At 74.5% G+C, this 18,951-nt stretch carries 15 protein-coding genes; 4 read left to right on the top strand and 11 right to left on the bottom strand.

Going from position 1 to position 18,951, the window contains the following annotated elements:
• Positions 1–21 precede the first annotated feature (21 nt).
• Together G514_RS0111030 and G514_RS0111025 are read right to left on the bottom strand one after the other, a co-directional pair.
• Positions 22–1,122 (bottom strand): type IV pilus twitching motility protein PilT, encoded by a 1,101-nt coding sequence (locus tag G514_RS0111030; protein ID WP_036564723.1) that lies wholly within the window; start codon positions 1,120–1,122, stop codon positions 22–24.
• 70 nt (positions 1,123–1,192) lie between these two features.
• Positions 1,193–1,543: a type II secretion system protein gene (locus G514_RS0111025; protein ID WP_036564578.1), complete on the bottom strand. Its 351-nt coding sequence runs from the start codon at positions 1,541–1,543 to the stop codon at positions 1,193–1,195.
• A gap of 292 nt (positions 1,544–1,835) precedes the next feature.
• Between G514_RS0111025 and G514_RS0111020 the strand changes: the two genes are divergently transcribed.
• A complete protein-coding gene (locus tag G514_RS0111020) occupies positions 1,836–2,219 on the top strand; it encodes a cupin domain-containing protein (protein ID WP_028651790.1) in 384 nt (127 codons plus the stop codon).
• A gap of 23 nt (positions 2,220–2,242) precedes the next feature.
• Positions 2,243–5,308 (top strand): ATP-binding protein, encoded by a 3,066-nt coding sequence (locus G514_RS0111015; RefSeq protein WP_169576401.1) that lies wholly within the window; start codon positions 2,243–2,245, stop codon positions 5,306–5,308.
• Here G514_RS0111015 and G514_RS30665 read toward each other — a convergent pair whose 3' ends face one another.
• The 9 genes from G514_RS30665 to G514_RS0110970 all read right to left on the bottom strand — a co-directional run bounded on the left by G514_RS30665 (position 5,309) and on the right by G514_RS0110970 (position 16,827).
• On the bottom strand, positions 5,309–6,073 hold the full coding sequence (locus G514_RS30665; protein WP_051247337.1) for a class I SAM-dependent methyltransferase: 765 nt from the start codon (positions 6,071–6,073) through the stop codon (positions 5,309–5,311).
• Entirely contained in the window at positions 6,064–7,056 is a 993-nt protein-coding gene (locus tag G514_RS30660; protein ID WP_028651788.1) for a hypothetical protein, read from the bottom strand. The genes G514_RS30665 and G514_RS30660 overlap by 10 nt, the downstream gene beginning before the upstream one ends.
• Complete coding sequence (locus tag G514_RS0111000; protein ID WP_028651787.1) at positions 7,049–7,438, bottom strand: sigma-70 family RNA polymerase sigma factor family protein; 390 nt, start codon at positions 7,436–7,438, stop codon at positions 7,049–7,051. The genes G514_RS30660 and G514_RS0111000 overlap by 8 nt, the downstream gene beginning before the upstream one ends.
• A gap of 61 nt (positions 7,439–7,499) precedes the next feature.
• Positions 7,500–8,282, bottom strand: coding sequence for an isocitrate lyase/PEP mutase family protein (locus tag G514_RS0110995; protein WP_028651786.1), 783 nt, complete (start codon positions 8,280–8,282; stop codon positions 7,500–7,502).
• A gap of 35 nt (positions 8,283–8,317) precedes the next feature.
• Positions 8,318–11,203: a DEAD/DEAH box helicase family protein gene (locus G514_RS26205; protein ID WP_036564576.1), complete on the bottom strand. Its 2,886-nt coding sequence runs from the start codon at positions 11,201–11,203 to the stop codon at positions 8,318–8,320.
• Entirely contained in the window at positions 11,196–14,216 is a 3,021-nt protein-coding gene (locus tag G514_RS0110985) for a bifunctional [glutamine synthetase] adenylyltransferase/[glutamine synthetase]-adenylyl-L-tyrosine phosphorylase (protein ID WP_028651785.1), read from the bottom strand. The genes G514_RS26205 and G514_RS0110985 overlap by 8 nt, the downstream gene beginning before the upstream one ends.
• A complete protein-coding gene (locus G514_RS26200; RefSeq protein ID WP_051247335.1) occupies positions 14,213–14,962 on the bottom strand; it encodes a type 1 glutamine amidotransferase in 750 nt (249 codons plus the stop codon). The genes G514_RS0110985 and G514_RS26200 overlap by 4 nt, the downstream gene beginning before the upstream one ends.
• Before the next feature lie 16 nt (positions 14,963–14,978).
• Positions 14,979–16,316, bottom strand: a complete 1,338-nt coding sequence (gene glnA / locus G514_RS0110975) for a type I glutamate--ammonia ligase (RefSeq protein WP_028651784.1) — start codon at positions 16,314–16,316, stop codon at positions 14,979–14,981.
• The gene (locus tag G514_RS0110970) at positions 16,270–16,827 is read right to left on the bottom strand and encodes a hypothetical protein (RefSeq protein WP_028651783.1); all 558 of its coding nucleotides are present in this window, start codon (positions 16,825–16,827) and stop codon (positions 16,270–16,272) included. Before G514_RS0110970 ends, glnA begins: the two co-directional genes overlap by 47 nt.
• 111 nt (positions 16,828–16,938) lie before the next feature.
• Between G514_RS0110970 and G514_RS0110965 the strand changes: the two genes are divergently transcribed.
• Together G514_RS0110965 and G514_RS0110960 are read left to right on the top strand one after the other, a co-directional pair.
• Positions 16,939–17,625 carry a response regulator transcription factor gene (locus G514_RS0110965; RefSeq protein ID WP_028651782.1) on the top strand — a complete coding sequence of 229 codons (687 nt, stop codon included), beginning with the start codon at positions 16,939–16,941 and terminating at the stop codon, positions 17,623–17,625.
• A gap of 3 nt (positions 17,626–17,628) precedes the next feature.
• Complete coding sequence (locus tag G514_RS0110960) at positions 17,629–18,942, top strand: sensor histidine kinase (protein ID WP_028651781.1); 1,314 nt, start codon at positions 17,629–17,631, stop codon at positions 18,940–18,942.
• Positions 18,943–18,951 lie beyond the last annotated feature (9 nt).

Genomic DNA, 18,951 nt, shown 5'->3' with positions numbered 1-18,951 from the left:
CTTCCCCCTCGTGTCGATCGGCTATCGGGCGACGGCGGCGCTCATCCGGGGGCGGACCTCGATGTCCTTCGGGTACAGGCTCCGCGCCAGCGCGTCGTCCAGGGTGACGACGCCCTGCTGGACCAGCTGAGACAGCGAGTGCTCCAGCGTGTTCATCCCGTCGCGGGCGCCGGTCACCAGCGAGTTGCGCAGCTGGTGGGTCTTGCCCTCCTTGATCAGGTTGCGGACCGCGGGCGTCGCGACCAGCACCTCGTAGGCGGCGATCATGCCGCCGCCGATCCGGGGGATCAGCCGCTGGTAGACCACGCAGCTGAGCGCCGCGGCGAGCTGGACCCGGATCTGGGCCTGCTGCTCGGCGGGGAAGACGTCGATCATCCGCCCGAGCGACTGGGCGGTGTCGTTGGTGTGCACCGTGGCGAAGACGAGGTGCCCGGTCTCCGCCACGGTGAGCGCGAAGGCGATCGACTCGAGGTCACGCATCTCTCCCACGAGCAGCACGTCGGGGTCCTCGCGGAGCACCGACCGCAGTGCGTCGCTGAAGCTGCTCGTGTCCGTGCCGACCTCGCGCTGGTTGACCGCCGCCTGCTTGTGGTCGTGGACGTACTCGATCGGGTCCTCGATCGTGATGATGTGGCAGCCGCGGTTGCGGTTGATGAGGTCGACCAGCGAGGCGAGCGTGGTGGACTTCCCCGAGCCGGTCGGGCCGGTCATGAGGATGAGTCCCTGGTGACGAAGCGACAGCTCCTGCAGCCCGAGCGGCAGGCCGAGGTCGTCGGGGGTCGGGATGTCGCGCGGGATCATCCGCAGCGCCACCGCGGTCAGGCCGCGCTGGGTGAACGCGTTGCCGCGAATCCGGGCGTGCTCGCGCCAGGAGAACGAGAAGTCGAACTCGCGCGCGGCCCCCCACGCGTCCTGCTGGCCGGGGGTGAGCACCTCGGTCAGCAGCGCGTTCGTGTCGTCGGCCGTCAACGCGCTCTCTCCGTCGACCGGCACCAGGGTGCCGTCGACGCGGACCATCGGCGGCAGGCCCGTGGTCAGCATCAGGTCGGTGCCGCCCGCCTCCCAGAGGACGTTCAGCAGCCGGTCGACCCGGTCGCCGATGCGGTGCAGGTGCTCGTGCATGAGGTCCTCCATCGAGTGGCCGGACAGAGGGCCGCCGCCTCACGGGCGACGGCCCCCCGCACGTGAGGCGTCAGTCGCAGGCAGTGCCGGGCGTGACCACACCAGCGGCGTAGGTCACACGCTGCTGGGCGTCGACCGTTGCGGCGCTCGGGTCCGACTTGAGGAAGTCGGGAACGAGCGCGGCCAGCGTCGCCGGGTTGGCGCCGTTCTTGGCGTAGTACGCCTCCACGGCGACCTCGGCGGTCTTCTGGTTCGTCTTGCAGGCCGCGACGTCGCCGCGGTCGGTGATGCCCCGGACCGAGAACACGACGATGCCGGCGAGGACGCCGAGGATGACGATGACGATCAGGAGCTCGATGAGCGTGAAGCCGCCATCGCTCTTGCGCTCCTTGCGGAGCGCCTCCAGGTAGGTGTGCAGCATGTGGGTCCCCCCAGTTGAGGTCGGCGACCCCCTGTCGCCGGTCTGCCAGGAACCTAGGAACCACCGACGGTCGACGCAGGCGCCGTTCGGCCCGACTTGGCCGGGGTGCCGCCGGGGCCGGCCCCGGGCCCTTCGGCACGGGGCGGCACCACCCGAAGTGACCACCTCCGGGTGGCCCAGCCACGCACCCGCGCGCCGGCGTCGTCGGCTGCAAGGTCGTTGCAACCCCCGCAGGCGAGTCTCGGCGTACGGCGCACCGACCGCGCCGGACCACCACCTCGAGGAGACCTCCATGACCACCACCGCAGCGAAGACCGAGAAGGCGAACGCGGAGACCAAGTCCTTCGCCTCCCCCGACGAGACCCGCACCTTCGAGTGCGGCCAGGTCGACCTGGTCGACATCGCCGGCACCCAGATCGGGCGCCTCACCCTCCAGCCGGGCTGGCGCTGGTCGGAGCACGTGAAGCCGATCGCCGGCACCGACCTGTGCGAGGCCCCCCACTTCCAGTACCACGTGCAGGGCACGCTGCGCGTCCAGATGGCCGACGGCACCGAGCTCGACGCCCACCCCGGCGACGTCACCGCCCTCCCCCACGGCCACGACGCCTGGGTCGTCGGCGACGAGCCCGTCGTGGTCGTGGACTGGTGGGGCGCCTCGAGCTACGCCAAGGACTGACGCCGAGCGGCACAATGTCGCGGGTGAACGACCGGCTCGGCGTGCGGCTGCTCGGCGAGTTCCGCCTCGACGGCGCCGAGCTCGACGCGCTGCGCAGCCGGCAGGCCCGCACGCTGCTCAAGCGGCTGGCGCTCGAGCGCGGCGCGACGGTCAGCGCGGACAGCCTGGTCGAGGCCGTCTGGCCGGTGCGGCGCCCGGCCCAGCCCGACCGCGACCTGCACGTGCTCGTCAGCCGGGCCCGGTCCGCGATCGGCGCGGACAGGGTCGAGCGCCGCGACGGCGGCTACGCGCTGCTGGCCGACTGGTGGGACGTGGCTGAGCTCGACGTCCTCACCCGCGAGGCCGGCCGGCGGGCCGACACCGGCGACGCGGTCGGCGCCCGGACCGCCGCCGAGGCCGCCCTCGCGCTCGTGCGCGGCCCTCTCTTGGCCGACGAGCCGGACGCCGAGTGGGCGGCCGAGGCGCGGACGGTTGCGCGCGCCGCGGTGGCCGACGTACGCCGGGTCGCGGCGAGCGCGGCCCTGGCCACCGGCCAGGTCGGCGACGCTGCGGCCCACGCGGCCGAGGCGCTGCGGGCCGACCCGTACGACGAGGCGGCGCTGCGCACCCTGATGCGCGCCCACGCCGCCGCCGGCCGACCCGCGTCGGCGCTCGCCGAGTTCGCCCGGGTCAGGGAGCTGCTCGCCGAGGAGCTCGGCGTCGACCCGTCGGCCGAGACCCGCGCGCTCCACGAGGAGCTGCTGCGAGAGGACCGGTCGCTCGCCCCATCACCCACCGTCAGCGGGCCGACCGGCTCGACCGGGCTGGTGGGCCGGGTCGAGGAGCTGCACGCCCTCGACGTCGAGCTCGGGGCCGCGCGGGCGGGGGCGCGGATCGTCGTGGTCAGCGGCGAGCCCGGCGTCGGCAAGACCGCGCTCCTCGACCGCTGGGCAGCCGTGGCCGGGGCCCGCGGTGCGGTCGTGCTCCGAGGACGGGCCGAGGAGGGTGAGCTCGCCCTGCAGCCGGTGCTCGACGCGCTGGCCGACCGGCTCGCCGACGTGGCACCGGACCGGTGGTCGACCGCGAGCGCCCTGCCCGGGCCTGGCGCCACGACCGACGCCCTCAGCCTCGCGGTGTTCGCGCACCTCGACGACGCCGTGCGGTCGCTGCCCGACGGCGTCGCCACGGCCCTGGTGCTCGACGACGCCGACGGCGCGGACCCGGTGACGTGGGCCTGGCTAGCACACGTGCGCCGGCGCCGCGAGCTGTCCCTGCTCGTGGTCGTGGCGGTGCGCGACCCCGCCGCGGTGGGACTCGACGCGGACAGCTCGATCGCCGTCGGCCCGCTGGACGCCGCCGAGGCGGCGGAGCTCGTGGGCCCCGACCGGGCGGCCGACCTGCTCGCCCGCAGCGGCGGCAACCCGCTCCTGCTCACCGAGCTCGCCCGCGCCGAGGGCGGCCAGGCCGAGGTCCCGGGCTCGCTGCGCGAGGCGGTCGCCACCCGGCTTCGGCGTACCGGCCCGGCCGAGGCCACGCTGCGCGCCGCCGCCGTGCTCGGCGCCACGATCGACCTCGACCTGCTCGCCGCGGTGCTCGGCTCCGCGCCGATGGACGTGCTCGAGGCGCTCGACGTCGGCACCGGCCAGGCGTTCCTCGTCGAGCGTGAGGGGGTGCTGGCGTTCCGCCACGAGCTGGTCCGCCTCGCGGTGGCCGCGGGGGCCACGCCGGCACGCCGGGCGTGGCTGCATCGGCGGGCGGCCGAGGTGCTCCGCGCGCGCCCGGACACCCACCCCCTCGAGCTCGCGCGGCACGCCCGGGAGGGCGGCGACCGGGCGGTGGCCGCCGAGGGGCTCGCGCTCGCCGCCGACGTCGCCCTGAGCAGGCTGGACCTGGCCGGTGCCGAGCGGCTCCTCGACGAGGCGGTCGGGCTGCACGACACGGTGGGCCTGCGGCTGCGGCGGAGCCGGGTTCGGATGTCGCGCGGCGACCTCGACGGCGCCGATGCCGACGCCGTGGCCGCGATGGCGACCGACGCGACCGGGGAGGCGCTCGAGCTGCGGGCCTGGGCGGCGCGCAACCGGCACGACCTCGACGGCGCCGTCCGGCTCGGCCGGGCAGCGGCCGGTGCGTCCTCCGATCCGACCATCCGCGGGAGCAGCCTCATCGCGGTCGCCTTCGGCCACCGCGGGAACGGCGACCTGCGCGCGGCCGAGGCCGTGCTCGGCGAGGCCGAGGGCGCTCCGCCGGAGCTCGGCCTGGCGGCGTGGACGGGCGTGCTGCGGGTCCACCAGGGCCGACCCGCAGAGGGCTTGGCCGCCCTCGAGCCGATGCTCGGGGCGGAGGCGCGCCGCGGCGGGCAGGGGTTCTGGGTCGAGCACACCCTGCAGATGACCGCGCACGCCTACGGGCTGCTGGGCCGGAGCGCCGATGCGCTGCGGGTGCTCCTCCGGCTGGAGGAGGAGATCGAGCGCCGCGGCACCGGCGTGAGGTACGCCGGCGTCCAGCACACCTACCGCAGCTGGGTCCTGCGCAACCTCGGCGACCCGTCCGCCGAGGAGCTCGCGCTGACCGGGCTCGACCTGGCGGGGTCGCAGGAGATCCTCGCCCAGTGCCACCTCGACGTCGCGGACTGCCTCCTGCGCGCCGGCGACCTCGCGGGGGCGGCCGACCGGCTCGCGGTCGCGGAGGTCGAGTCCGGGGCGCGCTGGTTCCACAACAAGTGGCGCTTCGACCAGCGCCGTGGCCTGCTGCTGGCGCGCCTGGCGCTCGCCGAGCACGACGCCGGGGCGGCGCTCGACGCGGCGGACGAGGTGGTCGTCGCTGCGGAGGAGAGGGGCGACGCGCGGTACGCCGCGCTCGGCCGGCTCGTCCGTGCGGTCGCGCAGGCCCGGTCGCGCACGGCGTACGACGACGCGACACTCACCGCCGACCTCGACGCGCTTGCGGCGGTGGCCGCGCTCGAGGGCTGGTGGCTCGCGGCCGACGTCGCCGAAGCGACCGGGTCGGAGCACGCGCGCGCGACGGCCGCACGGCTGGCCGAGCACGTCGCCCGCGAGGCCGCGGAGCGCGGCCCGGCGTTCCGGGCGGTGGCGTCGGCCCGGCTCGGCTGATCAGGCGATCGCGACCGCCTCGACCACGACCGGTGCGAACGTCTCACCCGTGGCCCGCACCGCCTCGACGGCCTCGGCCTCGAGGTCCTGGGCCTCGCGCACGGGCAGCGCGCGGACGAACCGGTGCAGGTGTGGCATCGACAGGCGGTAGCGGACCACGTCCGCTGGCTCGTCCAGGCCGAGGTCGACCGGCTCCTCCACGACCGTCCAGCGCACGAAGCCGGCCTCGGCCAGCGCCGCCTCGACCACCCGGGCACCGCCCACGGCGTGCGCGCAGGCCTGCAGGTCGGCGTACCAGGCGGGCGCCACGAAGCCGTGCCGCGCGGCGACCTGGTCGACCGCGCCCTTCGCCGGCGCCCGGTGCACCGAGAACGTCGACGCCAGGACCGCGCCCCCCGACCGGGTGACCCGGCGCAGCTCGGCCAGCCCGCGCACCGGGTCGGGGAGGTGGTTGACGACGAACGCCGCGACCACGAGGTCGAAGGCACCGTCACGGAACGGCAGCGCGGTGACGTCGGCGGCGACCGCCGGGCCGGCGACCCAGCGCGCCATGTCGGGCTCGCGGTCGGCCGAGACGAGCTGGGCTCCGGCCGCCCGCAGCGCGTCACCCGCGGCGCCCGACCCGGCGCCGGCGTCGAGGGCGCGCACGCCGGCGACCTCGAACGGCGAGCGCGCCACCAGGTGCCGGGCCAGGGGCCCGTAGGCGAGCGCGGCGCCGTCGGCCCAGGCCTCGGCCTGGCCGGCGTACGGACGGGTCAGAGCCACCTCGCGCCGTCCAGCGCGGCCCGCTCCCACCAGTCGAGCTCGGCCTGGTCGCCGACGGCCTTCTCCCACGCGATGACGGCGGCCATGCCGACCAGGCTCAGGCCCAGCTGGCGCTCCCACCAGTCGCCGGTCGCGACTCCGTGCGCCTCGAGCCGGCCGCGGTAGCGCTCGATGGTCGCCTCCTTGCTCTCGGGGAGCCGGGCGCGGTTGAGCGCGAGGTACCACGCGAGGTCCCAGCACGGCGGGGCCTCGCCGGGGTAGGCCCAGTCGAGCAGGATCGTGCGCCGGTCGGGGCGGTGCCCGACGTTGCCGAGCTTCCAGTCGCCGCCGACGAAGGTGAGCGGCGTGGCGCGCAGCGCGTCGCTGAGCGGGACGGGGTCGCGGTGCACGGCGGTGACCAGGTCGTGCAGGCGCGGCGCCCGCTCGGGCAGCAGCCCCCAGCCCTGGTGTGCGACCGCGATCGGGCCCGGCACGTCGGGCGCGGCCAGCTCGGGAGCGATCGTCCCGGGCGCGAAGAACAGCCAACGGCGCGACAGGTCGTAGAGGCCGAGCTCGTCGTGCCAGCCGAGGAAGTGGGCGTGCATCGCCGCCATGGCGTCGAGGAAGTCGGCGTGGTGCGTGCCGGGGACCGGGTCGTCGCCGGGCGGCACCAGGTCGTCGCCGCAGTCCGTCATGAGGATCGACAGCCGGTCGCCGTCGAGCGCCATGCCGCGGATCGTGTGGTCGATGACGCGTGGGGTGTCGGCGTAGAGCCCGGCCTGCCAGACCCTCAGCTCCCAGTGGGAGGTGTTGCCGGTGACCCGCATGATCCAGTCGTCCGCGGCCGAGAGGGACTTGAGGAAGAGCCGCTCGCCGTCGACGACGAGCCGCTCGAAGCGGGCTCCGGATTTGGCGTCGCTCGGGCGGACCTCGACCCGCTCGGTGGCGCCGGCCACGAGCTCCTCGAGGCTCCCGGCGACCCACGGGACGACGGTCTCAGGCACGGGCGGCCTCCATCTCGGCCAGCAGTCCGGCCGGCCACCGGCCGCCGCAGAAGACAGTGTCGTGGCTGAGCCGGTCGCCGTCCACGGTGAGCAGGTGGACCTGGTGCGCGGCGTGCGGGACGCCGCCCTCCACCCAGCTCAGGTCGAGCTCGACGGCCTCGCCTCCGGGGATGGGCCGGCGCACCACGGACTCGAGGGCGGTCGGTGCGTCGTACCACCCGGAGAGCTGCGCCGCGACCGCGTGGGCGCCCGCGCACTCGAACCGCCAGTGCGGCACGGTCGCGTCGAGTGTCGCCTCGTCGCTCCAGGTGTCGGTGCTGATGCCCTGCCCGGCGGCGATCTCGGCCAAGAGGCGGTCGACGGGGTGCGCTGCGGAGGTCATGCGAGCACCGTCGCGCGCGGCGGTTGCAGCGTCCTTGCAGCGGGCCGCCGCCCGGCGGGACTCAGGCGAGGATGCGCAGGTCGGCCGGCGTACCGCCCCCGCGATGCACCTCCTCGACCAGCTCCCGCAGCGCGGTGAGCGCGACGTTGAGCGACAACGGGCCGTACGACGTGCGCGCCACCCCGTGGGCCTGCTGCCAGTCGCGGGGCGGGTTGCCGGGGATGCCGATCGTCGTGAGCCGCTGCGGCCCGAACGCATCGACCAGCGCCAGGATCTGCTCCTCGCTGAGGACCGCGGGCACGAAGACCACCGGCGCCCCCGCGTCGAGGTAGGCCCTGCCGCGCTCGATGGCGTTCGCGAGGTTCTCGGCCGGGTCTCCGTCGCGGTTGAGCGCGAACGCGTCGGTGCGCGCGTTGAGCACGAAGTCGACACCCTCCTCCTCGGCGACCTTCATGACGTCCTCGACCTGCCGGGCGGCCTCGGAGAGCGGCTTGAGCTGGTCCTCGATGTTTGCTCCCACCACGCCCAGCCCGATCGCCCGCCGGATCGTCTCGGGTGCGTTGCCGTAGCCGCCCTCCAGGTCGGCCGTGACCGGGAGGTCGGTCGAGGCCACGATCCGCCCGACCTGCTCGAGCATGAGGTCGAGCGGGATGTTCTCGCCGTCCTCGTAGCCGAAGCTCGCCGCGATCGAGTGGCTCGCCGTCGCCAGCGCCGTGGTGCCGTCGGTGCTCGCGACCACCTTCGCGGTGACGACGTCCCAGACGTTGACCACCGTCAGCAGCGTCTCGTCCCGGTGGAGGCGGAGCAGCTCGGCTCCCTTGGCCTTCGTGGCGTCGGCGGTCATGGGCCCATCCTGCCCGGTGCCTCGAAGGCTGCTTCTCAGCCCCACTGCCTCCGCATGACGGTGCTGGCCGCGAACGGGTCGGTGCCCTGCTGGCCGGCCAGGATGCCCTGGCCCTCGGGCGAGCCGGTGTAGACGGGGTCGCCGCCGCCGACCCAGTGGTCCCAGGCCTTCGCGTACGCCGCGGCGCGCTCGGCGTTGAGGCCGAGCACGGACGGCACGGCGTGCCAGACGACGCCGTCGGGCCTCAGGCGACCGAAGCCCGCCCACAGGGAGCGCCACCACGTCACCTCGCGGCGGGTCCGGACCCAACGCGGGAGGAGGTAGCGCGGCAGGTTGATCGGCGAGACCGCCTCGTCGAGCGCGGTCGCGAACACCTCGGCCTCGACCTCGTCGACGCCGTGCAGGACGCAGCGGTACTCGCCGTCGGCGTCGAGCGCCACCTCGACCGAGTCGGCGCCGCGGCGGACCAGCCCGGCGGCGAGCAGTCCGTCGGCGACGGCGGACGCGATGCGGATGACCGACGGGGCCTCCGCGGCGCCGTGCAGCAGCTCCTCGCCGTGGCGCAAGTGGCTGCGCACCCTGATGGCTCCGAACCCGAGGGCGGCCAGCACTCCCCCGGCCAGCACCAGCGGTGCGCCGGCGACACCGGCGACGAGCGCCGTGAGCACGCCGGCGCCCACGAGCAGCGAGCTGGCGCGGTCGCGGGCCGCGTGCCGGCGCAGGCCGCGCAGCTCGGCGGCGTCGGGCCGCAGCACGACGTCCGCCGGGCCGCTGCCGAGCCCGAAGCCGCCCGCCCTCAGCCCGTCGGGGGCCCGCTCCTTGATCCGGATGCCGTAGACCGCGGTGTCGACGTACGGCTGCCCGACCTGCCACTGCTCGCGGATCCTCGCGCGCTGCTCGCTGCGCACGGTCGCGCGTGCGTTGACCGCGTCGAGCTCGGCGACCAGCGGCGGCACGAACGGCGAGAACAGCGGGTCGAGGTGCGCGACACCGTCGACGACCTGGCCCTCGGGGTCGATGCCGAAGTAGCCCGTGTGCTTGCGGACCAGCCGGTCCCAGTCGTTGCCGCCCTTGGGGTGCTGGTCGGAGATGCAGACAAGCGACCAGTTCACCGCGACCTTCTCCGGCCACAGCGGGTCGGTGCGCAGCGCGCGGCCCCGGGTCTGCACGACCGAGGTGATCGTCGTGACCGCGGTGACGTCGGCGAGCCCGGTGATCCGCTTGGCGTCCCAGCCCTCGCCGAGCAGGGCCCGGGTGCCGACCATCACCTGGCAGTGGCCGTCCTGGAAGTACGACGTCAGCAGCCCGACCCACTGCCGCGGCTGCCACGGCCCGACGAGCTGCTGCAGGGTGGAGTCCTCGGAGAGCGGCTCGATCCGCAGTGACCCGGCGAGCGCGCGGTCGGGGAGCCACGCGAGGAAGGCCTGCAGCGTCGCGGCCGCCCCGGCCACGGTCCTGCCGGTGACCAGCACCGGGTGGAGACCGCTGGTCTCGGGTGCGGCGGCCAATGCCTCGAGCATGGCGTGAGCGGACCCGGCCTGCTGGTCGATGACACCGGTCAGGTCGGCCGGCAGCGTCGCCCCGGCGCGCTCGTGGTCGCAGAGCACCAGCATCCGCATCCGCTCGGCGAGGTTGAGGTGCTCGTGCGCGCAGATCTCGACCACGGCGGTGGTCTTCGACGCCGACCGCGCCAGCACCCGGTCGACCGGGCTGCGCCCGCGGCGGATGCCGCGCTTGGTCCACTGGTAGCCCACCGACGGCAGCGCGCGGCGTACGGCCTCGACGACCTGCTCGTCCTCGGGCAGCCCCGTCTTCGTGAGCCGGCCCGTCAGCCAGTCGTCGACGAGCAGCACCCAGTCGTCGGCCGTCGGCGCCGACCGGTGCTCCTCCTGCATCCGGGCGCCCGAGGGCAGGCCGATCATGCCGACGTGGTGGAGGCGCAGCACCGCGCGGCAGACGTCCGGCTGCTCCTTGACCAGCGTCAGCCACGGCGACCGGCTGGCCACGAACCGCGCGTCGAGCCACTGCAGGAACGGCATCGAGCCGAACGTCGGGTCGGTGAGCTGGGTGACCAGCTCGCGGAACCGCTCGGCCTCCTGCTTGAGCCAGTCGTCCTCACTCGGCGTGGGCGTGGTCAGCCAGGCCAGCTCGACGAACGGCGCCAGGTCGCCGGCCTTGACCACGGCCGGGATGGAGACGCGGTAGAGGGGCGTGCCGAACAGCTCGGCGACCAGGAGGGCCTGGTCGGCGGTGAGCGCCTCGGGCGGGGTCGCCGTGAGCCCGAGGACCATCGCGTGGGGCAGCTGGTCGAGCAGCTCGCCGATCAGCCGCCCCCAGACCTCGAGCAGGTGGTGGCACTCGTCGAGCACGAGCAGCAGCGGTCCGGCGCCCTTCAGCTGCTCGACGAACACCCGGCCGTTCGGGTGCAGCCGGTCGAGCAGCGAGCCGCCACCGGACGCCGAGTCGGCGCTACTGCTCATCGGTAACGCCGACTCGGCATCATCCGATAGCTCGTTCGTCGTCGACGACATGTCGTTCGACGGCGAGTCGTCGTTACTGCTCATCAGTAGCGCCGACTCGGCGCCGTCGTCGTCGACCTCGTCGTCGGGGTCGAAGACGGCCAGCGCCTGGTAGGTCAGCGCCGTGAGCGGGTGGTCGAGGGACCGGTCGGTGCTGACGTCGATGCCCAGCGCGGCTCCCTGGGCGGCCCACTGGCCCTGGATCGCGGTGTTCGGGCCGAGCACGACGGCCTTGCCGACGGCGCCGGCGGCGATCCGGTCGCGCACGGTCATCAGCCCGACCAGCGTCTTGCCGGCACCGGGCGGGAGCGCCACCCACGCGCGGGTCCGACCGGCGGCCCAGGCCGTGCCGAGCGCGGCGAGCGCCTCCTGCTGGTGGACCCGCAGCGTGGGTTCAGTCATCCCAGAAGACCCGGTCGACCACCGTGCGCGAGACCCGCATGGTCCGCAGGTGGTCGTTGACCATCTCGTCCGTGGCGCCGGCCGGGTAGCCCAGCACGTTCGCGACCGCGGCCCGCTCGCGGATGTCACGGGGCAGCTGGTCGCTGCCGCGACCGCGCACCAGCGTGATCGCGTTGCGCACCCGGCTGACCCAGCGCCAGCCGCGCACGAGCGTCTCGGCGTCGGACGCCGACAGCAGCTCGGCGTCGCGCGCCGCGACGAGCGCGTCGAGGGTCCGCGAGGTGCGCAGGCCCGGCACCGTCGCGGCGTACTGCATCTGCAGCAGCTGCACGGTCCACTCGATGTCGGCGAGACCGCCGCGGCCCAGCTTGAGGTGACTGGCGGGGTCGGCGCCGCGCGGCAGGCGCTCCTGGTCGACGCGGGCCTTGATGCGGCGCACCTCGATGACGTCGTCGTCGCTCAGCCCCGTGCCCGAGGCCCCCGGCTCGGGGTAGCGCAGCGGGTCGACGAGCTCGACGAACCGCTGCCGCAGCCCCGGGTCGCCCACGACCGCGTCGGCGCGCAGCAGTGCCTGGGCCTCCCACACCTTCGACCACTTGGCGTAGTAGGCCGCGTGCGACTCCAGGCTCCGCGAGAGCGGTCCTTGCTTGCCCTCGGGCCGCAGCCCGGCGTCGACCTCGAGCGGCGGGTCGCCGCCCGGCAGCGCGAGGAGGCGGCGCAGCTCGTTGGCCACCGCGAGGGCGTACGACGACGCCTCGTGCTGGTCGACCCCCTCGGCCGCCTCGTGCACGAACAGCACGTCGGCGTCGCTGCCGTAGGACAGCTCGAAGCCGCCGTAGCGGCCCATCGCGATCAGTGCCATCCGGGCCGGCGGCTCGTCGTGGCCCTTGGCCCGGGCGACCGAGGCGAGCACCACCTGCAGCGTGGCCTCGAGCGTCGCGTCGGTGATCCGGGACAGCGCGGCGCCCACGTCGGCCACGTCGACGAGCCCGAGGGCGTCGCCGGCCGCGACGCGGAACAGCTCGCGGCGGCGGACGGCGCGGACCGCGCGCACCGCCTCCTCGGCGTCCTCGCGCCGGCCGCCGGCCGAGCGCATCTCGTCGACGACGAGCTGGTTGTACTGCTCGGCACCGAGCGGGGTGAGGTCCTCCCCCAGCATCCGGACGCCGGCCGGCTCCTTCTCGAGCAGGTCGGACACGTAGCGGGAGGTGGCCAGCAGCTTCGCGAGCCGCTCGGCGACCTCACCCTCGTCGCGCAGCGTCTTGAGGTACCACGGCGTCCGGCCGAGGGCCTCGCTGAGGCGGCGGAAGCCCGACAGCCCGGCGTCGGGGTCGGGCGCCTCGGCGAACCAGTCGAGCATGGCCGGCAGCAGCTGCCGCTGGATGTTGGAGGTGCGGGTGACCCCTGACGTCAGCGCCTCGAGGTGGCGCAGCGCTGCGCCGGGGTCCGCGAAGCCGAGGGCCGCGAGCCGCTGCGAGGCGGCCTCGGGCGTGAGCCGCGCCTCGTCGCCGGCCAGCCGGGCGACCGCGGTGAGCAGCGGACGGTAGAAGAGCTTCTCGTGCAGCCGGCGCACCTCGCGCCGGTGGTGCTGCCACTCGCGGTCGAGGGTCTCGACCGGCTCCTTGGCGTAGCCCATGCTCCGCCCCAGCCGGCGCAGCGACCGCTCGTCCTCCGGTACGACGTGGGTGCGGCGCAGCTGGAAGAGCTGGATCCGGTGCTCGAGCGTGCGGAGGAACGCGTAGGCGTCGCGCAGCGCCTCGCCGTCCTCGCGGCCGACGTAGCCGAGGCGGGTGAGCGCGGCCAGCGCGCTGAGCGTCGTGGGCTGGCGGATCTCGGGGTCGGCCCGGCCGTGCACCAGCTGGAGCAGCTGCACGGCGAACTCGACGTCGCGCAGCCCGCCGGAGCCGAGCTTGAGCTGCCGCTCGGCGTGGTGGGCCGGGATGTGCTCGATCACCCGGCGGCGCATGGCCTGGGTGTCCTCGACGAACCCCTCGCGCTCGACCGCGCTCCACACCAGGGGCTGGACCATGTCGACGTAGGCCCGCCCGAGCGCGAGGTCGCCGGCCACCGCGCGGGCCTTGAGCAGCGCCTGGAACTCCCACGTGCTCGCCCAGCGCTCGTAGTAGCCCCGGTGGCTGGCGAGCGTGCGGGTCAGGGGGCCGGCCTTGCCCTCGGGCCGCAGCGCCGCGTCCACCGGCCAGATCGTGCCCTCGCCGGTCTGCTCCGAGCAGATCCGCATGAGGTGGCTGGCCAGCTGGGTGGCGACCTTGAGCGCGACGTCCGGGTCGGCACCGCCCTCCCCCGCCTGGCTGGGCTCGTGCACGAAGATCACGTCCACGTCGGAGACGTAGTTGAGCTCGTGGCCCCCGCACTTGCCCATCGCGACGACCGCGAGCCGGGCCTGCGCCGCGTCGGCACCCACCCGCTGCCGCGCCACGGCGAGGGCCGCGTCGAGGGTGCCGGCGGCCAGGTCGGACAGCTCGGCCGCGGCGTCGTCGACCCCGAGGTGGTGGGTCAGGTCGCGGGAGGCGAGGCGGAGCAGCTGGCGTCGGTAGTCGACCCGCAGGGCGTCCACCGCCTCGTCGTCGGGCCGGGTCGCGACCGGTTGGTCGTCGTGCGGATCGGCGCCGACGCTGCGCAGCAGGCTCTCGCGGACGGCGTACGCCGCGGGGCGGGTCGAGCCCATCGTCGGGTCGGTGAGCTCGCGCCAGTGCTCGGGGTGGCGGCAGAGGTGGTCGGCGAGCGCCTCGCTCGCCCCGAGCACCGACAGCAGCCGCATCGCGGTGCCCTCGTCGTCGACCACCGCCCGGAGCATCGGCGCGGCGTCGTCCTGCGCCTCGACGAGGTCGACCAGCCGGTGCAGCGCCAGGTCGGGCTCGGCAGTCCTGGCGATCAGGGCCACCAGGGGCTCCGCGACGTCCTCCCCGAGCTCGCGGAGGCGCGCCTCCGCGGCCTCGGTGTCCACGAACCCCAGCCGCGCCAGCCGGCCCTTGTCCGTGGTGGGGTGGCTCATCCCGCCCGGCCAGGCACCGGGCGGGCGGGGGGCGCGCCCAGCGCGATGTCCGCGAACCCCGCGGCCAGCGGCGCCCAGGCGTGGTCGAGCTCCTCCCTGGCCTCCTTGATCTCGCCGAGCAGCTCGTCGGCGTCGAGGCCGCGGCCGGCGAGCTCGCCGCGCTCGGAGTCGGTGACCCAGGTGCCGACGATGCTCTCGTCGACCTCGGGATGCAGCTGGACGCCCCAGGCGGCCGGGCCGTAGCGGGCGACCTGGATCTCGCCGCCCGCAGTCTGCGCCAGGATCACCGCGCCCGGCGGCGGCTCGACGACCACGTCGTAGTTCCACTGGACGCCGCGCCGCGGCGTCGCGAGCCCGGCGAAGAGCCGGTCGTCCTGCGCCGCGTCGGTCCAGCCGACCGGGATCAGCCCGACCTGCTGCCCCGCGGGGTTGGGCGTGACCCGGCCGCCGAGGGCGCTGCCGATCAGCTGGTGTCCCAGGCAGATCCCGAGGGTGGGCACCTCCTCGGCGACGGCGTCGCGGACCAGCTCCTTGACCGGGGCGATCCACTCGAGGACCTCGTCGTCGTTGGCGCTCATCGCGCCGCCCATCACGAGCAGGCCGGCGTAGCCGTCCAGCGTGGGCACCGCCTCGCCGGCGTACGGGTGGACGACGTCGAGCACGCACCCGGCCTCCTCCAGCCAGGCGCCGAACAGGTGCGGAGGGTCGTCGAGCTCGGGCTGCACGACCAGGATGCGCGCGTTCACGGTGCGATGCCGGCGCTCAGACGACCGGGAGCATGCGGTCGCGCTCGAAGGCGGAGACCTGGCCGCGGTACTCGTCCCACTCGGCGCGCTTGTTGCGGAGGAAGAAGTCGAAGACGTGCTCGCCGAGGGTCTCGGCCAGCAGCTCGGAGCCCTCGGCGATCTCGATCGCCTCGTAGAGGCTCTTGGGCAGCGGCTCGATGCCGAGGCTGCGGCGCTCCCTGTCGGTGAGCGACCACACGTCGTCCTCGGCCTCGCGCGGCAGGTCGAGGCCCTGGTCGATGCCCTTCATCCCGGCCGCGAGGGTGACGGCGTACGCGAGGTAGGGGTTGCAGGCGGCGTCGACGGTGCGCAGCTCGATGCGGGTCGACTGGCCCTTGAGGGGCTTGTACATCGGCACCCGGATCATCGCGCTGCGGTTGTTGTGGCCCCAGCAGACGTAGGACGGCGCCTCGCCGCCGAACATCATCCGCTTGTAGCTGTTGACCCACTGGTTGGTGATCACGCTGATCTCCTGGGCGTGCGCCAGGATGCCGGCGATGAACTGGCGGCCGACCTTCGAGAGCTGGTACTCCGAGCCCGCCTCGTAGAACGCGTTCTGGTCGCCCTCGAAGAGGCTGACGTGGGTGTGCATGCCCGAGCCGGGGTGGGTGGTGAACGGCTTGGGCATGAACGTCGCCCAGATGCCCTGGCTCAGCGCCACCTCCCGGATCACGGTGCGGAAGGTCATGATGTTGTCGGCCGTGCTGAGCGCGTCGGCGTACCTCAGGTCGATCTCCTGCTGGCCGGGCCCGCCCTCGTGGTGGCTGAACTCCACCGAGATCCCCATCGACTCGAGCATGGTGATGGCCTCGCGCCGGAAGTCCGACCCCTTGCTCTGCGCGGTGTGGTCGAAGAAGCCGCTGCGGTCGACCGGCACGGGCTCCGCGCCCGCCTCGGGCACGTTCTTGAACAGGTAGAACTCGATCTCGGGGTGGGTGTAGAACGTGAACCCCTTGTCGGCGGCGGTGGCCAGGGTGCGCTTGAGGACGAACCGCGGGTCGGCGTACGACGGCGAGCCGTCGGGCATCGCGATGTCGCAGAACATCCGGGCCGTCGTCGGACCCTCGCCGCGCCACGGCAGGATCTGGAACGTCGACGGGTCGGGCTTGAGCAGCATGTCGGACTCGTAGACGCGGGCCAAGCCCTCGATCGCGGACCCGTCGAAGCCGATGCCCTCCGCGAAGGCGCCCTCGAGCTCGGCCGGCGCCACGGCCACCGACTTGAGGAACCCGAGCACGTCGGTGAACCACAGCCTCACGAACCGGACGTCACGCTCCTCGAGCGCCCGGAGCACGAAGTCTTCCTGCTTGCCCATGGCGCCAGCCTATGGGTCCGGGCGGCTGCCGGGCGCGGGTGGAGGGTTCTGCACAGTCGTCCTCGGGCAGCTCGTTGCGCTCGATGTCGGCAACGGTCGGCTCGCCGCGGTTGCAGAACACCTCGACGTCGATCGAGCGGGCCTGCTGGGCGAAGACGGCGTCGACGTCGTCGTCCGGGCCGCGCTCGAAGCTGACAGTCCGCCAGCCGGCTGCCTCGTCCGGGCGCGCCTCCACGCCGAACGCGTAGATCCCGCGGCACTCGACCACGAAGGCGCCGAACTCCTCCTCGATCGTGCGGCGGACGACCTGGGCGTCCAGGTCGGGGGTCGCCGACCCCTCGGTGAGCTCGGCCTGCCTGATCAGCTCGTTGTCCCCGATCGGCCCACGGTCGCGGTTGCTGGCGCCGAGGCGGTCCATCACGACCACGCCGACGGCCACCGAGGCCGCAGCCGCGAGCAGCCACGCGAGGGTCCACACCAGGCCGCGGCGCAGGGACGACGGCGGGGGCACCCGGACATCGTCGCGGACGAACACCCCCGGAGGGCTATGGCAGTGCTAAGGCGCGGCTAAGGCATGGCCGGGCGGGCCTCGCGCCGGGCTGGCCCGGCTAGGTTCACCAGCGTGGTGCAGGTGCTGATCATCGAGGACGACGACCGGATCCGGCCGTTGCTGATGCGCTCCCTGGACCAGCGCGGGTACGCCGTCGACTCCGCCGTGACGGGCATGCAGGGCCTCCAGCGCGCGGTCGAGACCCGGCCCGACCTCGTGATCCTCGACCTCGGGCTGCCCGACCTCGACGGCACCCAGGTGCTGTCGATGCTGCGCGCGGTGAGCGAGGTCCCGGTCATCGTGGCCAGCGCCCGCGACGACGACCCGTCGCTGGTGGGCTGCCTGGACGCGGGAGCCGACGACTACGTCGTGAAGCCCTACACGACCACCCAGCTCGAGGCCAGGATCCGCGCGGTGCTGCGGCGCACCGCCGGCGGCCGCAGGCCCCGGCACAACCTCGTCGTGGGTGGGCTGGAGCTCGACGTGGCCGCCCGGCGCACCACCCTCGACGGCACACCGGTCGAGCTCACCCCACGCGAGTTCGACCTGCTCCGCCACCTCGCCGAGCGGGCCGGCGAGGTCGTGACGAAGAAGGAGCTGCTCGCGGAGGTCTGGCAGCAGGCCTGGGGCGGGTCGGACAAGACGGTCGACGTGCACCTGTCCTGGCTGCGCCGCAAGCTCGGTGAGACGGCCGCCGAGCCGCGCTACGTCCACACCGTGCGCGGCGTCGGCGTGCGCCTGGCCGCGCCGGAGGACTGAGCCGTGCGCCGCAGCCTGATCACCACGGTCGCCGCGGCGGTGGCGATGGTGCTGCTGGCGATGCTGGTGCCGATGGCGCTGCTGCTGCGCGGCTACGCCCTCGAGGACCGGATCTCGCGCGCCGCGCTCGAGGTGCAGGCCACCGAGACCGTGGTCTCCGGCGCCGGTGACGACCGGGGCACCGTCGAGGTGTACCTCTCGCGGATCAACCGCGGCACTGGCATCGACACGACGGTCCTCTACCCCGGCGAGGACCACGCGACCGACCTCGGGCCCGACCCGGGCGAGGACCACCGCGTGGCGGACGCGCGTACGACCGGTCGGGCTCGGCTCGACGACGCCGACGGCGGCGCGGAGATCCTGGTTCCGGTCTCCCTGGGAGGCAGCTCGGCGCGCCCCGAGAACACCCCCGTGATCCGGGTGGTCGTGCACGAGCCCGGGTGGACGGAGTCCGGGATCCTGCGCAGCTGGCTGGTGCTGCTGGCCCTGGGCCTGGCGCTGCTCGCCGGCGCACTGGTGCTCGCCGACCGGCTGGGCCGCTCGTTCGTGCAGCCGATCCGGGCGCTAGCGACCTACGCCGGTGCGCTCGGCCACCGCCCGACCCGGCCGGTCGAGCCGACCGGGCCCGCGGAGGTCCGCGAGCTGTCCGCCGCCCTCACCCGGCTGGTCGCCCGGATCGAGGTGCTGCTCGAGCGGGAGCGAGCGGGCGTGGCGGACCTCTCGCACCGGTTGCGGACGCCGATCACCACGCTGCGGCTGCGCGCAGAGGGGCTGCCCGACGCCGACGACCGAGCCCGGCTCTCCGCGGACCTCGACGAGCTCGAGGCGATGGTCGACCACGTGGTGCGCGAGGCGAGACGGTCCGAGCGCGAGGGCCTGGTGGCCGCCGTCGACGGACGAGCGGTGCTCTCGGACCGGGTGCGGTACTGGGAGCCGCTGGCCGAGGAGCAGGACCGCAGCTTCCGCTTCGGATCGACGGTGCCGGGGCCGGTGCCGGTCCGCGCGGCGGAGGAGGACCTCGTCGCCCTGGTCGACGCGCTGCTCGACAACGTCTTCACCCATACCGCGGACGGGACCGGTGTGGCCGTCTCCCTGGCGCCGCGCGACGGCGGGGGCCTGCTCCTCACCGTCGAGGACGGCGGACCCGGGTTCCCCGACGGCCTCGACGTCGTGCGCCGCGGCACGTCCGGGGCCGGCTCGACCGGGCTGGGGCTCTCCATAGTCGACAGGACCGCCACCGAGTCCGGTGGCGGCCTGTCGCTGGGTCGGTCCGCTCTCGGCGGGGCCCGGGTGGTCGTCGAGCTGGGTGCGCCCTGAAAACGTGTC

The sequence above is a fragment of the Nocardioides halotolerans DSM 19273 genome (genome assembly GCF_000422805.1).
Classification (GTDB): domain Bacteria; phylum Actinomycetota; class Actinomycetes; order Propionibacteriales; family Nocardioidaceae; genus Nocardioides; species Nocardioides halotolerans.
Note: the sequence above shows the minus strand (reverse complement) of the source record. Positions and strands in the feature narration are given on the sequence as shown.

Excerpts from the sequence above, each read along its gene's own strand:
- G514_RS0111030 (WP_036564723.1), bottom strand. The coding sequence starts at position 1,122 with ATGCACGAGCACCTGCACCGCATCGGCGACCGGGTCGACCGGCTGCTG.
- G514_RS0111025 (WP_036564578.1), bottom strand. The coding sequence starts at position 1,543 with ATGCTGCACACCTACCTGGAGGCGCTCCGCAAGGAGCGCAAGAGCGAT.
- G514_RS0111020 (WP_028651790.1), top strand. The coding sequence starts at position 1,836 with ATGACCACCACCGCAGCGAAGACCGAGAAGGCGAACGCGGAGACCAAG.
- G514_RS0111000 (WP_028651787.1), bottom strand. The coding sequence starts at position 7,438 with ATGACCTCCGCAGCGCACCCCGTCGACCGCCTCTTGGCCGAGATCGCC.
- G514_RS0110995 (WP_028651786.1), bottom strand. The coding sequence starts at position 8,282 with ATGACCGCCGACGCCACGAAGGCCAAGGGAGCCGAGCTGCTCCGCCTC.
- G514_RS26205 (WP_036564576.1), bottom strand. The coding sequence starts at position 11,203 with ATGACTGAACCCACGCTGCGGGTCCACCAGCAGGAGGCGCTCGCCGCG.
- G514_RS0110985 (WP_028651785.1), bottom strand. The coding sequence starts at position 14,216 with ATGAGCCACCCCACCACGGACAAGGGCCGGCTGGCGCGGCTGGGGTTC.
- glnA (WP_028651784.1), bottom strand. The coding sequence starts at position 16,316 with ATGGGCAAGCAGGAAGACTTCGTGCTCCGGGCGCTCGAGGAGCGTGAC.